14 protein-coding genes and 9 tRNA genes are annotated in these 18,624 nt (G+C 31.6%); 9 read left to right on the top strand and 14 right to left on the bottom strand.

What is annotated here, in order from left to right; translation table 11 throughout:
- Position 1 precedes the first annotated feature (1 nt).
- From xdh to H3N56_RS00485, 8 genes are all read right to left on the bottom strand, one after another.
- Positions 2-2,581, bottom strand: coding sequence for a selenium-dependent xanthine dehydrogenase (gene xdh / locus H3N56_RS00450; protein WP_185879391.1), 2,580 nt, complete (start codon positions 2,579-2,581; stop codon positions 2-4).
- A gap of 26 nt (positions 2,582-2,607) precedes the next feature.
- On the bottom strand, positions 2,608-3,702 hold the full coding sequence (locus H3N56_RS00455; RefSeq protein WP_185879392.1) for a 4Fe-4S binding protein: 1,095 nt from the start codon (positions 3,700-3,702) through the stop codon (positions 2,608-2,610).
- On the bottom strand, positions 3,695-5,047 hold the full coding sequence (locus tag H3N56_RS00460) for a nucleobase:cation symporter-2 family protein (protein ID WP_185879393.1): 1,353 nt from the start codon (positions 5,045-5,047) through the stop codon (positions 3,695-3,697). The genes H3N56_RS00455 and H3N56_RS00460 overlap by 8 nt, the downstream gene beginning before the upstream one ends.
- A gap of 25 nt (positions 5,048-5,072) precedes the next feature.
- Complete coding sequence (gene ssnA, locus H3N56_RS00465; protein ID WP_185879394.1) at positions 5,073-6,404, bottom strand: putative aminohydrolase SsnA; 1,332 nt, start codon at positions 6,402-6,404, stop codon at positions 5,073-5,075.
- Positions 6,392-8,008, bottom strand: a complete 1,617-nt coding sequence (locus H3N56_RS00470) for an amidohydrolase family protein (protein WP_221893412.1) — start codon at positions 8,006-8,008, stop codon at positions 6,392-6,394. Before H3N56_RS00470 ends, ssnA begins: the two co-directional genes overlap by 13 nt.
- A gap of 12 nt (positions 8,009-8,020) precedes the next feature.
- Positions 8,021-9,205 carry a YgeY family selenium metabolism-linked hydrolase gene (locus tag H3N56_RS00475; protein WP_185879624.1) on the bottom strand — a complete coding sequence of 395 codons (1,185 nt, stop codon included), beginning with the start codon at positions 9,203-9,205 and terminating at the stop codon, positions 8,021-8,023.
- Positions 9,206-9,209: 4 nt separating this feature from the next.
- Positions 9,210-10,421 carry a diaminopropionate ammonia-lyase gene (gene dpaL, locus H3N56_RS00480; protein ID WP_185879396.1) on the bottom strand — a complete coding sequence of 404 codons (1,212 nt, stop codon included), beginning with the start codon at positions 10,419-10,421 and terminating at the stop codon, positions 9,210-9,212.
- A gap of 195 nt (positions 10,422-10,616) precedes the next feature.
- Positions 10,617-12,251 carry a sigma 54-interacting transcriptional regulator gene (locus tag H3N56_RS00485; RefSeq protein WP_185879397.1) on the bottom strand — a complete coding sequence of 545 codons (1,635 nt, stop codon included), beginning with the start codon at positions 12,249-12,251 and terminating at the stop codon, positions 10,617-10,619.
- A 148-nt stretch (positions 12,252-12,399) separates the two neighbouring features.
- Between H3N56_RS00485 and H3N56_RS00490 the strand changes: the two genes are divergently transcribed.
- The 6 genes from H3N56_RS00490 to H3N56_RS00515 all read left to right on the top strand — a co-directional run bounded on the left by H3N56_RS00490 (position 12,400) and on the right by H3N56_RS00515 (position 15,018).
- Positions 12,400-12,476, top strand: a tRNA-Pro gene (locus tag H3N56_RS00490).
- Between the two features lie 3 nt (positions 12,477-12,479).
- A tRNA-Trp gene (locus tag H3N56_RS00495) sits at positions 12,480-12,555 on the top strand.
- Between the two features lie 8 nt (positions 12,556-12,563).
- A tRNA-Met gene (locus H3N56_RS00500) sits at positions 12,564-12,640 on the top strand.
- 5 nt (positions 12,641-12,645) lie between these two features.
- Positions 12,646-12,728, top strand: a tRNA-Leu gene (locus H3N56_RS00505).
- A gap of 72 nt (positions 12,729-12,800) precedes the next feature.
- Entirely contained in the window at positions 12,801-14,291 is a 1,491-nt protein-coding gene (locus H3N56_RS00510) for a YjjI family glycine radical enzyme (protein ID WP_185879398.1), read from the top strand.
- The gene (locus H3N56_RS00515; RefSeq protein ID WP_185879399.1) at positions 14,257-15,018 is read left to right on the top strand and encodes a radical SAM protein; all 762 of its coding nucleotides are present in this window, start codon (positions 14,257-14,259) and stop codon (positions 15,016-15,018) included. The genes H3N56_RS00510 and H3N56_RS00515 overlap by 35 nt, the downstream gene beginning before the upstream one ends.
- A 49-nt stretch (positions 15,019-15,067) precedes the next feature.
- On the opposite strand, the gene H3N56_RS00520 is transcribed toward H3N56_RS00515, so the two are convergent.
- From H3N56_RS00520 to H3N56_RS00545, 6 genes are all read right to left on the bottom strand, one after another.
- Entirely contained in the window at positions 15,068-15,973 is a 906-nt protein-coding gene (locus tag H3N56_RS00520; protein ID WP_185879400.1) for an SPFH domain-containing protein, read from the bottom strand.
- A gap of 84 nt (positions 15,974-16,057) precedes the next feature.
- Positions 16,058-16,133: transfer RNA gene (locus tag H3N56_RS00525), tRNA-Thr, on the bottom strand.
- A gap of 2 nt (positions 16,134-16,135) precedes the next feature.
- A tRNA-Tyr gene (locus H3N56_RS00530) sits at positions 16,136-16,220 on the bottom strand.
- 14 nt (positions 16,221-16,234) lie between these two features.
- Positions 16,235-16,309: transfer RNA gene (locus tag H3N56_RS00535), tRNA-Glu, on the bottom strand.
- Positions 16,310-16,314: 5 nt separating this feature from the next.
- Positions 16,315-16,390, bottom strand: a tRNA-Gly gene (locus H3N56_RS00540).
- 7 nt (positions 16,391-16,397) lie between these two features.
- Positions 16,398-16,484, bottom strand: a tRNA-Leu gene (locus tag H3N56_RS00545).
- 190 nt (positions 16,485-16,674) lie between these two features.
- Here H3N56_RS00545 and H3N56_RS00550 point away from each other — a divergent pair.
- The 3 genes from H3N56_RS00550 to fdhD are packed head-to-tail and all read left to right on the top strand — an operon-like array spanning position 16,675 to position 18,602.
- Entirely contained in the window at positions 16,675-17,445 is a 771-nt protein-coding gene (locus tag H3N56_RS00550) for a threonine/serine exporter family protein (RefSeq protein WP_185879401.1), read from the top strand.
- A 3-nt stretch (positions 17,446-17,448) separates the two neighbouring features.
- Positions 17,449-17,883 carry a threonine/serine exporter family protein gene (locus H3N56_RS00555; protein WP_185879402.1) on the top strand — a complete coding sequence of 145 codons (435 nt, stop codon included), beginning with the start codon at positions 17,449-17,451 and terminating at the stop codon, positions 17,881-17,883.
- 2 nt (positions 17,884-17,885) lie between these two features.
- Entirely contained in the window at positions 17,886-18,602 is a 717-nt protein-coding gene (gene fdhD, locus H3N56_RS00560) for a formate dehydrogenase accessory sulfurtransferase FdhD (RefSeq protein ID WP_185879403.1), read from the top strand.
- Positions 18,603-18,624: the final 22 nt, after the last annotated feature.

Below are 18,624 nucleotides of genomic sequence, written 5' to 3' on the forward strand. Positions count from 1 at the left end.
ATTATTTTTTATAAAAACTATTTTTTAGAGGAAGTTCTGTTCTAAATATTTTATCTAATTTATAGTAAGCTCCCTGTACTGCTGGTGCTGTAGGAATGGTTGTTATTTCTCCAACACCTTTAGCTCCATAGGTTAACTCTTCCACATTCTTTTCAATTATTATCGATTGAATTTTAGGAATATCCGTAGCTCTTAATAGCCCTAAAGTTCCAAATTTTTGTTTTGGAATTCCATTTTCTAAAATAAAATCTTCTGTCAATGCGTATCCCAATCCCATGACAACTCCACCCTCGATCTGCCCTTCAACAGCAGTCGGATTTATGGCTTTTCCTACATCATGAGCAGCTACTACTTCTAAAACTTTTCCAGCTTCATCTAACTTAACAACCTGTGTTGCATAACCATACGCAACATGACTCATTGGATTTTCTTTTTCTGAACTCATTGCATCAGTTACTCCCGAATACTCTCCAGTAAATTCTTCCCCATCAAAATTTTTAAATATATATTCTAAACTTTTATTAGTAAAAGTTTCTGTTTGCAAAAATTTCTTAACTTTTAGAGCAGCACATCTAACAGCCTCCCCACTAAAAACTGTCTGTCTTGATGCTGTTGTCGTTCCCGAATTTGGAGTTCTAACTGTATTTGGTGCCTCTACAACTATAAAACTTCTATCTATTCCTAGCTCTTCACAAGCTATTTGCGTTGCAATAGTTGCAAATCCTTGTCCAATACATGAAGCACTGCATCTGATGTGGAGCTTGCCTTTTTCTATTGAAATTATAGCTCTTCCTACATCTGGAAGTCCTACTCCAATTCCAGCATTTTTCATAGCACATGATATTCCTACAATTTCATTATTATCATAATAATCCTTTACTGCCAGAAGTGTTTCTTTTAAAGCTGTTCCTTCGTCAGCTATCTGCCCATTTGGTAAAGTCATTCCAGGTTCAATAGCATTTTTAAATCTAATTTCCCATGGAGATATCCCAACCAATTCAGCCAATTTATTCAAATTAGCCTCGGTTGCAAAAGCCGATTGAGTTACCCCAAATCCTCTAAATGCTCCACCTGGTGGATTATTTGTATAAACAGCCGTTCCTAAAACCTCAATATTATGATAATTATATGGTCCTGATGCATGTGTGCATGCTCTTTGAAGAACAGGTCCTCCCAATGAAGAATATGCTCCTGTATCTGACAAAATATTACACTTCATTCCAGTCAATATTCCATTTTCATCACATGAAGTTGTCATCTCTATCTCCATTGCATGTCTCTTTGTTGAGACATTTATACTCTCTTGTCTTGATAGTGTAACTTGAACATTTTTTTTACTTAAATATGCCATCAACGCAGCGTGATGTTGAACTGACATATCTTCTTTTCCACCAAATCCTCCACCTACATAGTTGCTTGTAACTTCAACTAAAGATGGATCCACTCCTAGAAGTCTACTAACTTCTCTTTGCTCATCGTAGATACTTTGTGATGATGTATAAAGATGCACTCCATGTTTAGTAGGGACCGCTATAGCACTTTCAGGCTCTAAGTATGCATGCTCTGTAAAAGGTGTTTTATATGTATGAGTTACAACATACTTTGAACTTTTTAACGCATTCTCAACATTTCCTCTAGAAAGTTTTTGAGAAAATAATACATTTCCCTTTTCATGAATTTTTGGTGCATTCTCTTCCAAAGACATTTTTGGAGATGTCAATGGTTGAAGCTCTTCATACTCAACTTCAATAGCTGCTATTCCTCTTTTTAAACTTTCTTTGTCCTTTGCTAAAACTAAAGCAACAGCATCTCCTATATATCGAGTAATTTCTCCCACGGCTATCAAAGCATCCCAATCAGAAATAAAACTTAAATGACCTATATTTCTATTTCCTGGAATATCTGAAGCTAAATATACTGACTCAACACCTGAAGTTTCAAGAGCTTTAGATGTATTAATTTTTTTTACTAGTGCTCTTGGATATTTTGTTCTTACAGCTCCACCATAATATAAATTTTCTATTTTTAAATCTTCGCTATATATTGCTTTTCCCGATATTTTATCTTGGGCATCTATACGCGGAGTTCTTTCTCCTATTTTCCCTGTGTAGCTGTTGTCTGGTTCATAACCCTCTCTAATAGCTTTTGCCACTTTCATAACAGCTTCTATTATCTTTACATATCCAGTACATCTACAGATATTTCCCCTCAAAGCTTTCTTTATATCATTTTCTGTTGGATTTATATTTATATCTAATAATCCTTTTGAACTGATTACCATTCCAGGTATACAAAATCCGCATTGTACAGCCCCTGCTTCTGCAAAAGCCCATTCATATATTTTTCTCTCTTTTTCCTCTATACCTTCAACTGTCATGATTGATTTTCCATTAATTTTTTCTGTAGTTAAAAGACATGCTCTAAAGGCCTTTTTATCTAGTAAAACCATACATGTTCCACAAGCACCTTCTGAACATCCATTCTTAACAGAAGTAATCTGCATTTCATCTCTTAAAAAATTTAATAAACTCATATTTTTAGTTGTTTTAATCTCTTTATCATTGATTTTAAAGGTATACATTCAATATCTCCCCCAAAATATATATTTTATGCTATATTTAAAGCTTTTGTAGGACACTTCGAAGTACATACCCCACATCCAAAACATACTTTAGAATCTATTATCGCCTTTTTCTCTTTTATTTCTATTGCGTTATACGGACATATATTTTCGCAGATGCTACATCCAACACAGAGATTTGAATTTAAAGTAGGTGCTATCGTTTCATAATTATTAGAAGTTCTTTGAGCTAAGTTCTTTATAGCTAATCCTCTAATCTCATCTAATGATCTATACCCGTGAGAGTCCAGCCAATCATTGGTTTCCTTAACTATTCTTCCAAATGCCTTAGGTCCTTCAACTATAGCCTGTGTACATACTTGAACTCCTGTCGCACCTGCCATAACCATCTCAATAACATCTTCACCTTTTGAAATTCCACCAACTCCGAATATAGGTATATTAACAGCTTTTGCCAATTCATATACATGTCTTAAAGTTATTGGTTTTATTGCAGGACCTGACATCCATCCATAACCCGTTTGACTTCCCATATGTGGCATTCCTGTTTCTATATCTATTGATAGACATGGTCCAACAGAGTTAATAGCTACAATTCCATCAGCTCCATTTAACTCTAGCTGTCTTCCTAATTCTCCTATATCTCCAACACCTGGAGATATCTTCATAAATACAGGTTTTTTAGTCAATCTCTTAGCTGTTTTTAAAGTTTCTAACATAGGAGTTATGTCTCTTCCAACATAGTGGCTTGAAATTTCATACGCATCTGCAAATCTATCTATAAGAGGAATTAATTTTTCAATATCTTTTGCTACATATCCCATTCCAATTATTAATGGCTCATCATTTAACTTACAGTTTTCATATTCGTTTTCGATCCAATGCTCCACCGCAAGTTCAGACCAAAGCTCTGTATTTAAAAAGTGTTTTCCTTTAAAATCATGCATACAAGGTTTTGGAATTACTGCTGCTTGACTTGATACAGTTTTTGCTACAGCTCCAGCTGCACCATTTTTTATCGCTTCTATTATAGTCTCTGCATCCTTTGATGGTGGCCCAGCTCCAATTATTACTGGGTTTTTATAATTTAATCCTGCAAATTTTATATTTAAATTAGCCATTGCTAACCTCCATTTTTTTATTTTTTCCTAACTCATTAAAAATGATATTTAGTATTACAACAGTTAAAGCTCCTAGCGTTATTGGACTTTTAAATAATATATTTGCCCATGGTGAAAAATTATTAAAGATTTGAGGAACAGAAATTGGAATAAGCGCCATTCCTAAGCTTGTTGCCACAATTACTAAATTTCTATTTCCATTATACTCTACAGTTCCTAATCTCTTTATTCCATTTGCCGCAACCATTCCAAACATGATTATTCCAGCACCTCCCAAAACAGGATATGGAATCGATGTCAATAGAGCTGTTAACTTAGGAAAGATACTAACAGTTAGTAGTAAAAGTCCGGCTGTAAAACCAACATACCTATTACTTTTCCCTGTTAAAGCAACTACTCCTACGTTTTGACCAAATAACGATTGTGGAAATGAATTAAATATTCCACCTATAAAAGAAGATAATCCATGTCCTCTAAGACCGGCTGTAAGTCTTTCTTTTGATAACTCTTGATTTGAAATATCCATTAAATTTATCTGATTTCCAGTAGCATCTGTCATTATTACCATCTGAACTAATATTAAAGATAGTACAGCTGATATTTCAAATTTAGGAATCCCAAAATAGAAAGGAACATTTAAATTTATTATTTTAGCTGTTGATACGGCTGAAAAATCTGCCATTCCAAATACTGTAGCAACTAATGTTCCTAACAATAATCCAATTAAGATAGCTATATTTCCAATAAATCCTTTTGATAATTTTTGAGTTAGTAATATAACTATTAAAGTGAATCCAGCTAAAATTAAATTATCAAAACTTCCAAATGATGGTGAAGCTGTATTTCCTCCTCCTATCCATCTTATGGCTACTGGTAAAAGTGAAAGTCCCATACAAGTGACAACTGTTCCAGAAACTAAATTTGGAAAAAATTTTAGCATTTTTCCAACTACTGGAGCAAATATCATGGTAAATACCCCTGATATCATAGTTGCACCAAACATAATTGAAATTCCAAGTCTTGGATCTACCCCATTATATGCTGATGCTACAGAAGTTAATGCAGCAACGCCTGCAAAGCTTACACCTTCTATCATAAGTAATCTCGATCCAAACTTTTTCCCAATTCCTAAAGTTTGAATCATAGTTCCCACTCCTGAAACCATAAGAGTTGCATTGACTAAAAATTGAATTTCTTCTTGTGGCAAGCTTAATGCTCCACCCAAAATAATCGGAACAGCTATTGCTCCAGCACACATCGCTGCAATATGTTGCAATGCATATATTAATAAGGTTCTTACAGGTTCTGACATTACTCTTTCAAGCTTTGTATTTATCCCCTCCATTTTAATCCCCCTAATTCTTATTTTGTCATATTCCAAGTCTTTTCCACATTTTTTTAGAAATTTTTCTAGATTCTTCAAATACTTCTTTTTCATTTAAATTTACAAATTCTCTATCTCTCATAATCAGTTTCCCATTAATTATTGAAGTGATTGCACTCTTTCCACTGATTCCAAATAAAATATGAGAATATAAATTATCACTATTCATTTCAGTATGTGGAGTGTAATCCATAATAACTATATCAGCTTTTGCTCCTGTTTTTAATATTCCAGTTTCACATCCAAATTGTCTCTTCGCTATTTCTCTATTATTTTCAAATAACATCTTAGGTGATTCAATCCATCCAACAGTTGGATCACAAAGAGAATGTTTATGAATTATATTTGCAACTTTTAAAGATTCTAGCATATCGGCAGTATATCCATCTGTTCCTAAACCAACTAAAATATTTTTTTCTAACATTTTAATTGCAGGAGAACACCCAACTGCATTTCCCATATTTGATTCTGGATTATGAATTACACAACATCCTGATTTTTCTATTATATCTAACTCAGAATCATTCACATGGATACAATGTACTGCTATAGTTTTTTCTCCAAATATCCCATACTTATCTAGTCTTTCTACAACTCTTTTTCCATATTTTTCTAAACTATTTGTCAAATCAGTAGATCCTTCTGCCACATGAATATGATAACCTACATTTAAATCTTTCATTAAATTTTGACATTTTTCTAAAGTTTCATCCGATAATGTAAATGAAGCGTGAAGTCCAAACATACCTTTTAGCATATCTGAATTTAAAGAGTTTGTATATTTTATAAAATCTACATTCTCTTTTATTCCAATTTCCGCTATTTCAATTCCATCTCTATCTGAAACTTCATAACAAAGGGAAGTTCTTATTCCAAGTTTATTTGCTACGTCTGCTATTATTTTTAAACTTCCCTCTATTTCTAGTGGGCTTGCATGATGATCTATAACAGTGGTGACTCCATTTTTTATTGATTCTATGTAAGTAGCCAGAGCACTGTATTTTATATCATTAGCATTTAAATTTTTATCTACTTTCCACCACAAATTTTTTAAAATTTCATCAAAATTTCTTGTAGAACCCAAAACTTTCATTCCTCTAGCAAAACTTGAATAGATATGCATATGCGTATTTATAAGTCCTGGCATTATTACTTTATTTTGTGCATCTATAAATTCAAAATCAGGGTATTTTTTTTCTAATTCACCAAGAGATGAAATTTCTAAAATTTTGTCATTTTTTATTGCTATTGCCCCATTTTCTATATATGGATTAGCAGAATCTTGAGTTATTATTCTTCCATTTCCTAAAATGTACATTCAGAAATTCCCCTCCTTTTTCTTAAAACTTTTCCAGGAGTATTATTTTTAAAATCTCCATTATCAATTATCATCTCACCATTTACAAGTAGATATTGAACTCCTATTGGAAACTGCTTAGGATTTACATAATCTCCCACATCAGTTATTGTATCCAAATTAAAAATAGTTATATCTGCAAACATCCCTTCTTTTAGTTCTCCTCTATTTGTAATTCCCATTGCTTCAGCAGCTTTTTTTGTCATCTTATAAACTGCCTCTTCCAAAGTTAAAATAGGAGTTTCTCTCACATATCTTCCTATTACTCTTGGAAAAGATCCATAAGCTCTTGGGTGAGGTTTTCCTGAAAGTAAAGCATCCGTACATACATTTTGTTCTTCTCTTTTTAAAAACTTTATTACATGTTCTTCTAGACCATAAAAATCGACCATTCCAACCGCATTCTCCTCTTCTAATAAAAGGTCAAATGTTGAATCATATGGATTAGTTCCTCTTATTTCAGAAATTTCTATAAGATTCTTTCCAATAAGATGCTCATTTTTAGAGTTTTGTACTGAAGTTACAAATATCTGATCAAACCCAGCAAATTCAATAAAATTATCCCAACCATGAATTCCATTTTCAATATCGTGTTTCATTCTCTCTCTTTGAATTGGATTTTTAAGTCTTTCTAATAATTTATCAGTTCCACCATCATGAGCCCAAGGTGGCAATACAACACCTAACATTGTACTTCCCGCTGCATATGGGTATTGATCATAAGAAATTTTTACTCCATTATTTTTTGCTTGATCTAAGAGTTCTATTACATCATCTATATATTTCCAATTTTGTTTTCCACAAACTTTAAAATGAGAAAAGTGAATTTTTACTCCAGATTTTTCTCCAATTTCTAAAACTTCTTTCATTGAATCAATTATCGTTCCCGCTTCGCTTCTTTGATGAATTACTAACATTCCATCATATTCTGCTACTACTTTACATATTTCAATTAACTCTTCAGTTTCAGAGTAAGCACATGGCATATATATTAACCCTGTGGATAATCCATAGGCTCCTGCCTCCATCTCTCTTCTTGTTATCTCACACATCACTTCTATCTGATTTTTAGAAGCTGGGACTCCTTCAAGTCCCATAGCTTCCATTCTTATATTTCCATGTGGAACAAGATATGCGTAGTTTAATCCCACACCTTGTTTTTCCATAAGTTTCAAATATCCATCAGTTGTTTTATAATTCCAATCTATAGTTTCACTTGTTCCATCAAGTCCTGCTAAATTTTTTTTCCAAGGTGTTATATACTCCATAGGAAGAGGCGCCATCGAAATCCCATCTTGACCTAAGACCTCTGTTGTTATTCCTTGTCTAGCTTTTACTTCATTATAAGGTATCTCTAAAATTTTTAAGTCTGAGTGACTATGAGTATCTATAAATCCAGGTGAAACAACTAGTCCTTCCGCATTTATTTCCTTATCAACTTTATTTAATAAATTAAAATTTCCAATAGAAATTATTTTTTGATTTTCAATTAAAATATTTCCTTTATAAGGCAATTTTTTAGTTCCATCTACAATTAGTCCATTTTTTATTAAAATAGTCATCATTTTCCACCTTTATTATTTTTTAAAAACGGATTTTAAAATTCCATAGTATCCTTTAGCTCCCAATATCAACTGCTCTATCTCTATATGTTCATCTATTGTATGTGCTAAATTTTCTTTTGATGGTCCAAATCCTATAGTTTTTATTCCAGCTTCTCCAGCGTAATGTGATCCATTAGTACAGAATGAGTATTGAGTTATTTCAGGATTAATCCCAGATTCTTTTAGCCCTTCATATGCAGCCTGTACAAAATCATCATTTTCATCATAGTGCCATCCTGGAAAAAATCTTTCCCCTTCTATTGTTTCTCCTGTATAGCAAGTTTCTTTTCCAACAGCAAATGAAACTTTAGCTTTCAGCTCTTGATCTATTCTCATCATGTTTGTTAGAACCTCTTGAATTGGCTCTAGAACAGACTCTTTTGTTTCACCTACAAGAAGTCTTCTATCATAGGTAGCTCTACAGTATTCAGGTACTACAGAGGCTCCAGGGTATGGAGATGATTTAACATCTGTTAGTTCTAGTATCCCTTTCCCAAGTTTTGTTTCTGGTGGAACAATTCTATTTATTTCTTGAATAACTGAGGCCATTTTATAAACTGAATTGATTCCTTTTTGTGGGTTAGCAGAGTGAGCTGGTTTTCCAAATGTTTCTACTACAATTTCTCCTCTTCCTCTTTGCCCAATTTTTAAGTTCAATTCAGACGACTCACCTATTACAACATAGTCAGGTTTAACATAATTACTTATTTCTCTAGCAGCTATTCCTTCAAATATCTCCTCATGAACTACTCCAGCACAATATATTTCACCATCGAAATCCTTACCGCAATCTTCTGCAAAACTTGCACAAGCCACTATGAATGCTGAAGTTTGTCCCTTCATATCTGAAGTCCCACGCCCATATATTTTTCCATCAACGATATCCCCACCATATGGATTTTGTGTCCATTTGTCTCTATTAACAACTGGAACTGTATCTATATGACCATCAAATAAAATTTTCTTTCCTGGACGATTTCCCTTAATACACCCAATTATATTTCCAAATCTGTCTATATGAACACTGTTATATCCCATAGATAACATATTTCTCTTTATTACTTCTACCACCCTTTTTTCTTCTCCAGAGTTACTTGGATTTTGAACAAGCTCTTGGCATAATTTAATTAATTTATTTTCTCTCTCTTTAGTTAACATTTTTTTAGAATTCATATTTTCCTCCCATCCAAACGATTTCTCTATATTTTTTAGGATCTGTATCTCCTTCGGTACTAAATAATAATACTTTAGAATTTTTATCCAACTTCAACTCATTCTTAAGTTCTTTATAATCTTCATTGGTCATAATTTCATACAGTAATCCTGTTGTAACTGCTCCTGATTCTCCTGATACTACTCTAGTATCATGTCCTAAAGGATTTCCTAAAATTCTCATACCATTTGCTGCAACCCAATCAGGTGATGAAACAAAAGTATCACTATATGTTTTTAAAATTTCCCAAGATATTATATTAGGCTCTCCACATGCTAACCCAGCCATTATGGTTTGCATATCCCCTCCTACAATTCTTGGTTCTCCATCTGCTGCTACAGCTGATTTGTATAAACAATCTGCCAAATTTGACTCAACAATTACAGTTTTAGGAATATTTTTATATGCATTTACTAAAACTCCTTGTACTCCACCAGCTAAAGATCCTACTCCAGCTTGTACAAATACATGTGTTGGCTCTTCTATCCCGTATGATTTTAATTGTTCAATTGCTTCTAAAGCCATAGTTCCATACCCTTGCATTATCCAAGTTGGAATCTCTTCATAACCTTCCCAGGCAGTATCTTGAACAATTAATCCATTATTATTTTTTGCATCTTCCGCTGCAAGTCTAACTGCATCGTCATAATTCATATCAGTTATAGATGCTATTGCTCCTTCGTTTTTTATAGCTTGTAATCTTATTTCCGAGGATCCCTTAGGCATATAAACAACTGATTTTTGTTCTAATTTATTAGCTGTCCAAGCCACCCCTCTTCCATGATTTCCATCAGTTGCTGTATAAAAGGTCATATTTCCTATCTTTTCTTTAGTTTCTTTTTTTATTAACTCTTTATAATCTAATTCTGAGATATCTTTTCCTAATTTTTTTGCTAAATATTTTGCCATCGAAAAAGATCCACCCAAAACTTTAAATGCATTTAATCCAAATCTGAAAGATTCATCTTTTAGGTAAATTCCTCCCAATCCAATTTCATTTGCTAAATTATCTAACTTTACTAAAGGTGTTTTACTGTACTCAGGAAAACTTTCATGAAATTTTTTAGCTTTTTCTACCTCTTCTAAGGATAATATATTTGCACAATCAATTTTTTCTGAATTAGGGATTCTATTTTTTTCCCATTTTATAAATTTATCCATAACTAAATCCTCCTTCAAAGCTCAGTAATCTATAATCTGCTAAAATATTACTTCAAATATCTTCTCTTTCAAACATTCTTTTTCAAAACAAAAAGAACCTTTTCAAGACAGAAAGGTTCTGGTTAAATAATTTTATTATCAATTTGATATTTTTTAATGATGATTTTTTTTACTTTTTTTCTTTATTTTCAAAGGTTATTGAAGTTTTTGTACTTCATTTTTATCAATTTGATATTTTTCCATTTTTCTATATAAAGTTGCTATTCCAACTCCCAATTTTTTTGATATTTTTTTCTTTGATTCAATATCCCATCCATATTGAATCAATGCCGCCAATATCTCTTCTCTTTCTATTTCTGAAATTTTTCTTATTTGTTTATACTTAAAATCAGAAATTTCAAAATTATTTTTTATTTTTTCTGGTATCATATCTTTTGTTACTATTCCAGTTTCATCCACAGACTCCACTATATATTTAACGACACTTTCTACTTCTTTCCAATTGCCTTTCCAATCATATTCACAAAGCTGTTTTTTTGCTCTTGGTTCTATCAGTGTTATTTTTTTTAATAATTTTTCTGAACACTTTAAAAATAAATAATCTAATATATCTTCTATATCATCTTTTCTATATTTCATACTTGGAATTTCAAGTCTATAAACACTTAACTTGTAGTATAAATCCTCTAAAAAGCTATTTTTTTCTACAAGATCCAATAAATTTATTTTTGTTGCAGCTATTACCCTTACATCCAGCTTTCTATTCTTTTCTAAAAATAAAAGTAATTGTTCTTGCAGATGTAATTCCATATTTTCTATCTCATCAAAAAAAATTGTTCCTTTATTAGCCAATTGAATTTTTCCAAGCAGTAACTCTATTTCAGATTTTTTATCAAGTAAATTCTTATTTTTTTCATCTCTACAATTTACGCTTATAAATTTCCCTGTCTTTTGCTTTGAATTTTTATGTAACCATTTTGCGAACATCTCTTTATTTGTTCCAATTCCTCCAATTATAATTAAAGGTGACGTTAATTTTGAAATTTTTTTCATTTTTTCTTTTAAACTTGTCATTATTTTAGAGTGTCCAATCAATATTGCATCATCCATAAGAGATTCATCAACTTCAATTAATTTTTTTATATATAATATTTTTACATTCTCGCCAAGCTCACGAATTTCTAACTCCAAATGTTTTTTTATTCCAGAAATATTAACCTCATAATTTTTATATCCAATAGGTTTTATGAAAACTTTCTTGTTTTTTAAATCTTTTATATCCACAAATAAATTTTTACTCCCACAATTATAATCTAAAATATTATTATCTTTATCTAAAACCATTATATTTTCATCTGTTTCAAAAAAAAGATTTTTATAAATATCTTCATAGTTATTTTTTAAAAATTGATTTATTAACATTTCACTCAAATTTTCTAAAACTTCTGTGTAACTTTCTATACTTCTTAGTATATTCTCCCTTTGATGCTCACTAAATGAAAGAAAAGCAATAGTTCCAACTATATCTCCTTCACAAATCATAGGTGTTACCAAAACAATTTTTTGCATACATTGAAATCCATTCGTACAATCTCTACATTCTACATTTTGTCCAGGATTTTCTATTACAAGAGTTTTATTTTTCAATATTGATTTTTTATAAACTATTTCATTTATTTTATTTCCTGTTCTTTGCTTATAAATTCCAGTTCCAATAATTCTTATCCCCAAACTGTCCACTATATCTATTTCTATATTTAAAGCTTTAGACATAGGATCTATAATCTTAAATATTTTTTGTTTTATATCCCCACATAAATAGTTCTTCATAATTTATCACCCATCTAATTTATTGTATATTTGACCAATTATATCTTTAATAGAATTATTTGTAAAATTATTTTATTTTTATTGTTGACATTTTTTTTTTGTTGTGATACTATAATTAAGTAGTCAGACAGTAGTTTGATTAATCCGTCGGAATATAGCGCAGTCCGGTAGCGCACCTGCCTTGGGAGCAGGGGGCCGCAAGTTCGAATCTTGCTATTCCGACCATTTAGGTCAATGGCTCAATTGGTAGAGCATCGGTCTCCAAAACCGAGGGTTGCGGGTTCGAGTCCCTCTTGACCTGCCATATATAACGCCTAGATAGCTCAGTTGGCTAGAGCATTCGGTTCATACCCGAACGGTCGAAGGTTCGAATCCTTTTCTAGGCACCAAATTTGCGAGGGTGGCGGAATGGCAGACGCACCAGACTTAGGATCTGGCGTCTTTGACGTGAGGGTTCAAGTCCCTCTTCTCGCACCAAAATAATCAAATAAAAATTAGAGGAGTATAATGCTCCTCATTTTTTTATTACTATAATATGGGGTGAGATTTATGAATGATGTTTTAAACATAATCAAAAATTCAAAAATTACTTTTGAACAAAAAGTCGTTTCTCTTGCAAGATATGCAGAAAATAGTATTGAAGTTTTAAATGTAAGTGATTATATTAAAAAATTTAAACAAGATGGTATCGTTTGCGATTTATTTGAAGGTAACGCTCCTTATAGACCTAGATACATTGTTCCCGACTATGAAAAATTCATGAAAAATGGAAGTTCTTTTTTAAATATTCAACCAGCTACCAATTTATGGGAAGCTATTCATAATTTACTAATATTTTACAAACATGTTCCATCTATAACAACTATGCCAGTTTATCTAGGAAATATCGATTATCTTCTAAATCCATATACAAAAGATAATGACGAGTCTTATTTGGCTATCAAGCTATTTCTAAAGCATATAGACTCTACTATTACAGATTCATTCTGTCACGCTAATATTGGTCCAGTTGATACGGTTGCCGGAAGACTTATACTAAAAGCTATGAGAGAACTACAACTTCCAACACCTAATCTAACTATCAAATATGATGACACAACATCTGATGAGTTTTCTATAGATGCTATTCAAACAGCTCTTGTTACTTCTAAACCAAGTTTTGCTAACAACAATATGTTTTCAAAAGATTTTTCTGGAGAATACGGAATCGTTAGTTGCTACAATGGTTTAAAAGTTGGTGGGGGAGCTAATACTCTAGTGAGAATTAGACTTGGTAAACTTTCAAAATTAGCTAGCTGTCCAGAAGTATTTTTAAATGAAGTTTTACCTGAAGCTGCAAAAGAAACTTTAAAATATATAGATGAAAGATCTAAATTTATAATAGAAGAAAGTGGATTCTATTCTAGTAATTTCTTGGTAAAAGAAGGATTCTTAGAAAAAGATAAGTTCACTGGCTTATTTGGGATTGTAGGTTTAGCAGAGTGTGTAAATAATCTTTTAAATGCAACAGATAAGAATGAAAGATTTGGTCACAACGAAAAAGCAAATAGTTTGGGTCTTCAAATCGTACAAAAACTAAATGAAATTATCAAGGAACATAAATCACCATATGCTGGAGATTTCTTCGATAACAATCATCTTTTCCATTCTCAAGTTGGTATTGAAACTGACGAAAATGAAAGCCCAGGATGTAGAATACCAGTAAATGAAGAACCTGAACTTTATGACCATATAGTACAATCTTCTAAATTCCACGAATATTTCCCAAGTGGAATAGGGGATATCTTTGTTTTTGATGAAACTTTCAAAAAAAATCCTGATGCTATACTAGATATCATTAAAGGAAGCTTCTCACAAAATATGAGATTTTTCTCACTTTACGGAAGTGATTGTGACGTTATAAGAGTTACTGGATATCTTGTTAAAAAGTCTGAAATGATGAAGTTAGATAAGGGAGAGGTTGTTCTTCGTGATACAACTGCTCTTGGAAAAGGAGCTAGAGACAATGGAAAAGCTCTTGATAGAAAACTTAGAAAATAATACGGAAGATAAAATAGCTGTAGTTAATAAAATTATAAAATTTTCAAATGTAGATGGACCTGGTAATAGAATAGCTATATTTTTCCAAGGGTGCAATATAGATTGTGCTTATTGTCATAACCCAGAAACGATTTCTATCGGCTCTAATGAATATACTAAAAATTATTCAGTTACATCTCTTCTTGAAGAAGTTGAAAAAGTTAAACACTTTATAAAAGGCGTTACTGTAAGTGGTGGAGAATGTTCATTACAATACCAATTTATCAGTAATTTCTTTAAAAATATAAAATTAAAATATCCAAATCTTACTTGCTTTGTAGATACAAATGGAACTCTTGATTTATCAAAAGATCTATTCAGAGATTTTATAAAATATACGGATTATTTTATGCTTGATGTAAAAGCATGGAAAAGTGATGATCATATAAAACTCACTGGAATTAATAATGATAATATTTTAAAAAATTTATTATTTTTAAAAAATTCAAATAAATTATTTGAAGTAAGAACAGTTATAGTTCCAGGAGTTTTGGATAATGAAACAACCGTTGAAAAAGTTTCGGAAATCATATCTGATACAGAAATAAATTATAAACTTATAAAATATAGATCTATAGGAGTTAGAGAAACAAAACTTGTTGGAATCAACTCACCAACTACACAATACATGGAAAACTTGAAAAAATTATCTTTAAGTTTTGGTATAAAAAATGTAGTTATTATATAAAGATATCCCTCTTTAGAATAAATTCTAGAGAGGGATATTTTTATTTTATCTATTTAGTTTCTTTAAATATCGAACTAAAATTTACTAAATTTTGAATTTCTGAAGGGATTATTAACTTAGTTGATTGCCCATCTGCAACTTTTTCAAAAGTTTCCATTCCTTTTAAAGTTAGTACTTCCTTTGTTATCATAGCTTCATTTAAAGCTTTTATTCCTTCTGCTTTAGCTCTTTGAAGAGCTACTATAGCCTCTGATTCTGCTTCAGCACCTTTAATCGTAGCCTCTTTTTGACCATCAGCTCTTAATATAGTTGCTAACTTTTCTGCTTCGGCTCTTAATATTTCAGATTCTTTTTGTCCTTCTGCAACTAAAATCGCTGATCTTTTTTGACCCTCTGCTATCAATATTGCTTCTCTTCTTTCTCTTTCAGCTTTCATCTGTCTTTCCATAGCTATTTGTATCTCTTTTGGAGGTAAAATATTTTTAAGTTCTACTCTATTTATCTTTATTCCCCATGGATCAGTTGCTTCGTCTAATACGGCTCTCATCTTTGTGTTAATAACATCTCTTGAAGTTAGAGTTGCATCTAATTCCATTTCACCTATTATATTTCTCAAAGTTGTCGCTGTTAGGTTTTCTATTGCACTTGTTGGATACTCTATTCCATATGCATAAAGTTTTGGATCAACTATTTGAAAATAAACAACAGTATCAATTTGCATAGTAACATTATCTTTTGTAATTACAGGTTGTGGTGGGAAATCAAATATCTGTTCCTTTAAAGATACCTTTTTCGCTATTCTATCAACAAACGGAATCAAAACATTAATTCCAACACCCCATGTAGCTTTAAATGCACCTAGTCTTTCTATTACATAGGCTTGAGATTGAGATACTATTCTTACATTTAAACATATTAAAACAATAATAATTAACAATAATCCAAAAATTAACATAACCCCTCCTTAAATGCTCATTTATAATTTATTATACCAAGTATATAAAAAAAGACACTAAATAGTGTCTTAAAATTTCATAAGTGGTGCCGCTTATCGGAATCGAACCAATTACCTACTGATTACAAGTCAGTTGCTCTACCATGTGAGCTAAAGCGGCGGTGGTGGTGAGAGAAGGATTCGAACCTTCGAAGGCTGAGCCGTCAGATTTACAGTCTGATCCCTTTGGCCGCTCGGGAACCTCACCAGTTTTAAATTTTTTGGTACCCCGTAGGGGAATCGAACCCCTGTTTATAGAGTGAAAATCTATTGTCCTAACCGTTGAACGAACGGGGCATTTTTGGAGCGGGAAACGAGGATCGAACTCGCGACATTCAGCTTGGAAGGCTGACGCTCTACCATCTGAGCTATTCCCGCATAAATATGGTGCCTGGGGCCGGAATCGAACCGGCACGGTGTAACCACCACGGGATTTTAAGTCCCGTGCGTCTACCTATTCCGCCACCCAGGCAGTTGTTACTGCCGTCTTGCTTCGCTTGCCGCGTCGCATCAACAAAATAATAGTATCATAGGCTCCAAAAAATGTCAACGCTTTTTTTTATTTTTTATTTTTTTCTTTTATTTTTTAAAATATTGTTTACAACTTTTCACTTTGCAGTTACAATTAATCTAATTTCTCATTAACTAAAAGGAGCTTTAAAATGTCAAATAATTCTAACGATCAGTTGATTCTTAAAATAGCGTGTTTTGCAGGTAGAATAGTTTTAGAAAATGGTGGAGAAGTTTATAGAGTAGAAGATGTCGTTGTAAAAATAGGTAAATTCTATGGTCTAAAAATAGAATGTTTTTCTGCTCTTACTTGTATAATGGCATCCGGTACTAATAAAGATGGAGAAATTTCTTCTTTGATTCAAAGAATAACTTCAAGACAAACAAATCTTAATAAAATTTATATATTAAATAATATATTAAGAAACATGGATAAATATTCTCTAGGAGACTTAGAAAAAGAACTTATAAAAGTTTATAATGAAACTCCTCCAAATTTTAGACAAAGTTTCATTGGATATTCTCTTGGAGCAGCATCTTTTGTTTTTCTTTTCAAAGGAAGCTTCAATGACTTTATTCCAGCATTTATATCAGGAGCTCTAATTTCTATATTTGAACATTTTTCTTCACCTTTAAAACTAAATAATTTTTTTATAAATATAGTCGGCGGTGCTATTTGTTCAATAGTATCTTATATGTTCTTCTATTTATCTCTTATCAATAATGTTTCAATTAGTATAATCTCAGCTCTTATGCTATTAGTTCCAGGAGTTGCTTTTATTAATTCAATTAGAGACATTATAGCTGGAGATTTAGTTTCAGGTTTATCAAGAATGACAGAAGTTGTAATGATTGGAATTGCTCTTGCTGTAGGAGCGGGAATATCTCTTAAACTTCTTATGATGCTAGGGGGAGGAATATAATAAATGCTTACAGAAATTTTTTTTGCTATAGTTGTTACATATAGCTTTGGATTGATTTTTAACGTAAAAGGTAACCTTTTACTTTTCTCAAGTTTTGGTGGTGGAATTGGATGGTTTTTCTATTTATTGAGTTTAAAATATAACTTTGCTATTTCAACTTCTTATTTTATAGCTACAACATCTATTGCACTTTACTCAGAACTTGTAGCAAGGAAGATTAAAGTTCCTGTAACAACTCTATTAATTGCAGCTCTCATCCCACTAGCACCTGGTGGTGGAGTATACTATACAATGTTCTATCTTATACAAGATAGATACCAAGAATCGTTACTTAAAGCTGTTGAAACCTTTATAATTGCTGGTTCTATGGCTCTTGGAATCTTAATAGTTTCAACTATATTTAGATCATATTACATTATAAATAGAAAGGTTAAATAATTATGAAAATAAATATTTGTATGGAAGCACCTGTTGATATCATAGTAAATGAAAAAAAATTAGCTACCTTTATGTGTACTCCAAAAGACTTAGAAGATTTAGCAATTGGACATCTTTATTCAAGAGACATGCTAAAAAATATTGATGATTTTATTTCAGCAACTTCTTGTGAATCTAATCGTAGGCTTTTAATTCTAACTAAATCTCAAGAAACAAAACCACTTTTTAATATTTCAAATGTAATTTTAAGTGGTTGTGGAAATGGCTCTATTTTCAATGAAGATATTCTTGAAAAAGAAAGCTTAAATATAAAATATTCAAAAAAAATAGATGTTATAAAAGAAGCCTTTTTAGTTATGCAAAAACAATCAGTTATGTATAACACTATGGGTGGAATGCACTGCTCAGCAATTTTTGATGATAAAGATAACATCTTTGTCAGAGAAGATATTGGCAGACATAATGCCGTTGATAAAGTTATTGGAGCGGCTTTAAAAGAAAGAGTTAATCTAGAAAATTCTATAATAATGACTTCAGGTCGTATTTCATTAGATATGGTTTTAAAAGCTGCTGGAGCTAGAATACCAATTATAGTATCTCTTAGTATTGCAAGTGATTTAGCTATTGAAGTTGCTACTAAGTTAGGAATTTGTTTAATAGGAAGAGTTAAATATCCTAATCCAATCGTATATAATGACTTTCTAGGTGGAATTATATAAATAAAAAATTTAACAGGGGGAT

Origin of the sequence: Cetobacterium sp. 2A (assembly GCF_014250685.1) — a bacterium.
Lineage (GTDB): Bacteria > Fusobacteriota > Fusobacteriia > Fusobacteriales > Fusobacteriaceae > Cetobacterium.

What these genes read in the sequence shown, in the direction of transcription:
- xdh (WP_185879391.1), bottom strand. Translation starts at nt 2,581, where the DNA reads ATGTATACCTTTAAAATCAATGATAAAGAGATTAAAACAACTAAAAAT.
- H3N56_RS00460 (WP_185879393.1), bottom strand. Translation starts at nt 5,047, where the DNA reads ATGGAGGGGATAAATACAAAGCTTGAAAGAGTAATGTCAGAACCTGTA.
- H3N56_RS00550 (WP_185879401.1), top strand. Translation starts at nt 16,675, where the DNA reads ATGTCAAATAATTCTAACGATCAGTTGATTCTTAAAATAGCGTGTTTT.
- H3N56_RS00510 (WP_185879398.1), top strand. Translation starts at nt 12,801, where the DNA reads ATGAATGATGTTTTAAACATAATCAAAAATTCAAAAATTACTTTTGAA.
- H3N56_RS00455 (WP_185879392.1), bottom strand. Translation starts at nt 3,702, where the DNA reads ATGGCTAATTTAAATATAAAATTTGCAGGATTAAATTATAAAAACCCA.
- H3N56_RS00515 (WP_185879399.1), top strand. Translation starts at nt 14,257, where the DNA reads ATGGAAAAGCTCTTGATAGAAAACTTAGAAAATAATACGGAAGATAAA.
- H3N56_RS00485 (WP_185879397.1), bottom strand. Translation starts at nt 12,251, where the DNA reads ATGAAGAACTATTTATGTGGGGATATAAAACAAAAAATATTTAAGATT.
- ssnA (WP_185879394.1), bottom strand. Translation starts at nt 6,404, where the DNA reads ATGTACATTTTAGGAAATGGAAGAATAATAACTCAAGATTCTGCTAAT.
- H3N56_RS00555 (WP_185879402.1), top strand. Translation starts at nt 17,449, where the DNA reads ATGCTTACAGAAATTTTTTTTGCTATAGTTGTTACATATAGCTTTGGA.
- H3N56_RS00520 (WP_185879400.1), bottom strand. Translation starts at nt 15,973, where the DNA reads ATGTTAATTTTTGGATTATTGTTAATTATTATTGTTTTAATATGTTTA.
- H3N56_RS00470 (WP_221893412.1), bottom strand. Translation starts at nt 8,008, where the DNA reads ATGATGACTATTTTAATAAAAAATGGACTAATTGTAGATGGAACTAAA.
- fdhD (WP_185879403.1), top strand. Translation starts at nt 17,886, where the DNA reads ATGAAAATAAATATTTGTATGGAAGCACCTGTTGATATCATAGTAAAT.
- H3N56_RS00475 (WP_185879624.1), bottom strand. Translation starts at nt 9,205, where the DNA reads ATGTTAACTAAAGAGAGAGAAAATAAATTAATTAAATTATGCCAAGAG.
- dpaL (WP_185879396.1), bottom strand. Translation starts at nt 10,421, where the DNA reads ATGGATAAATTTATAAAATGGGAAAAAAATAGAATCCCTAATTCAGAA.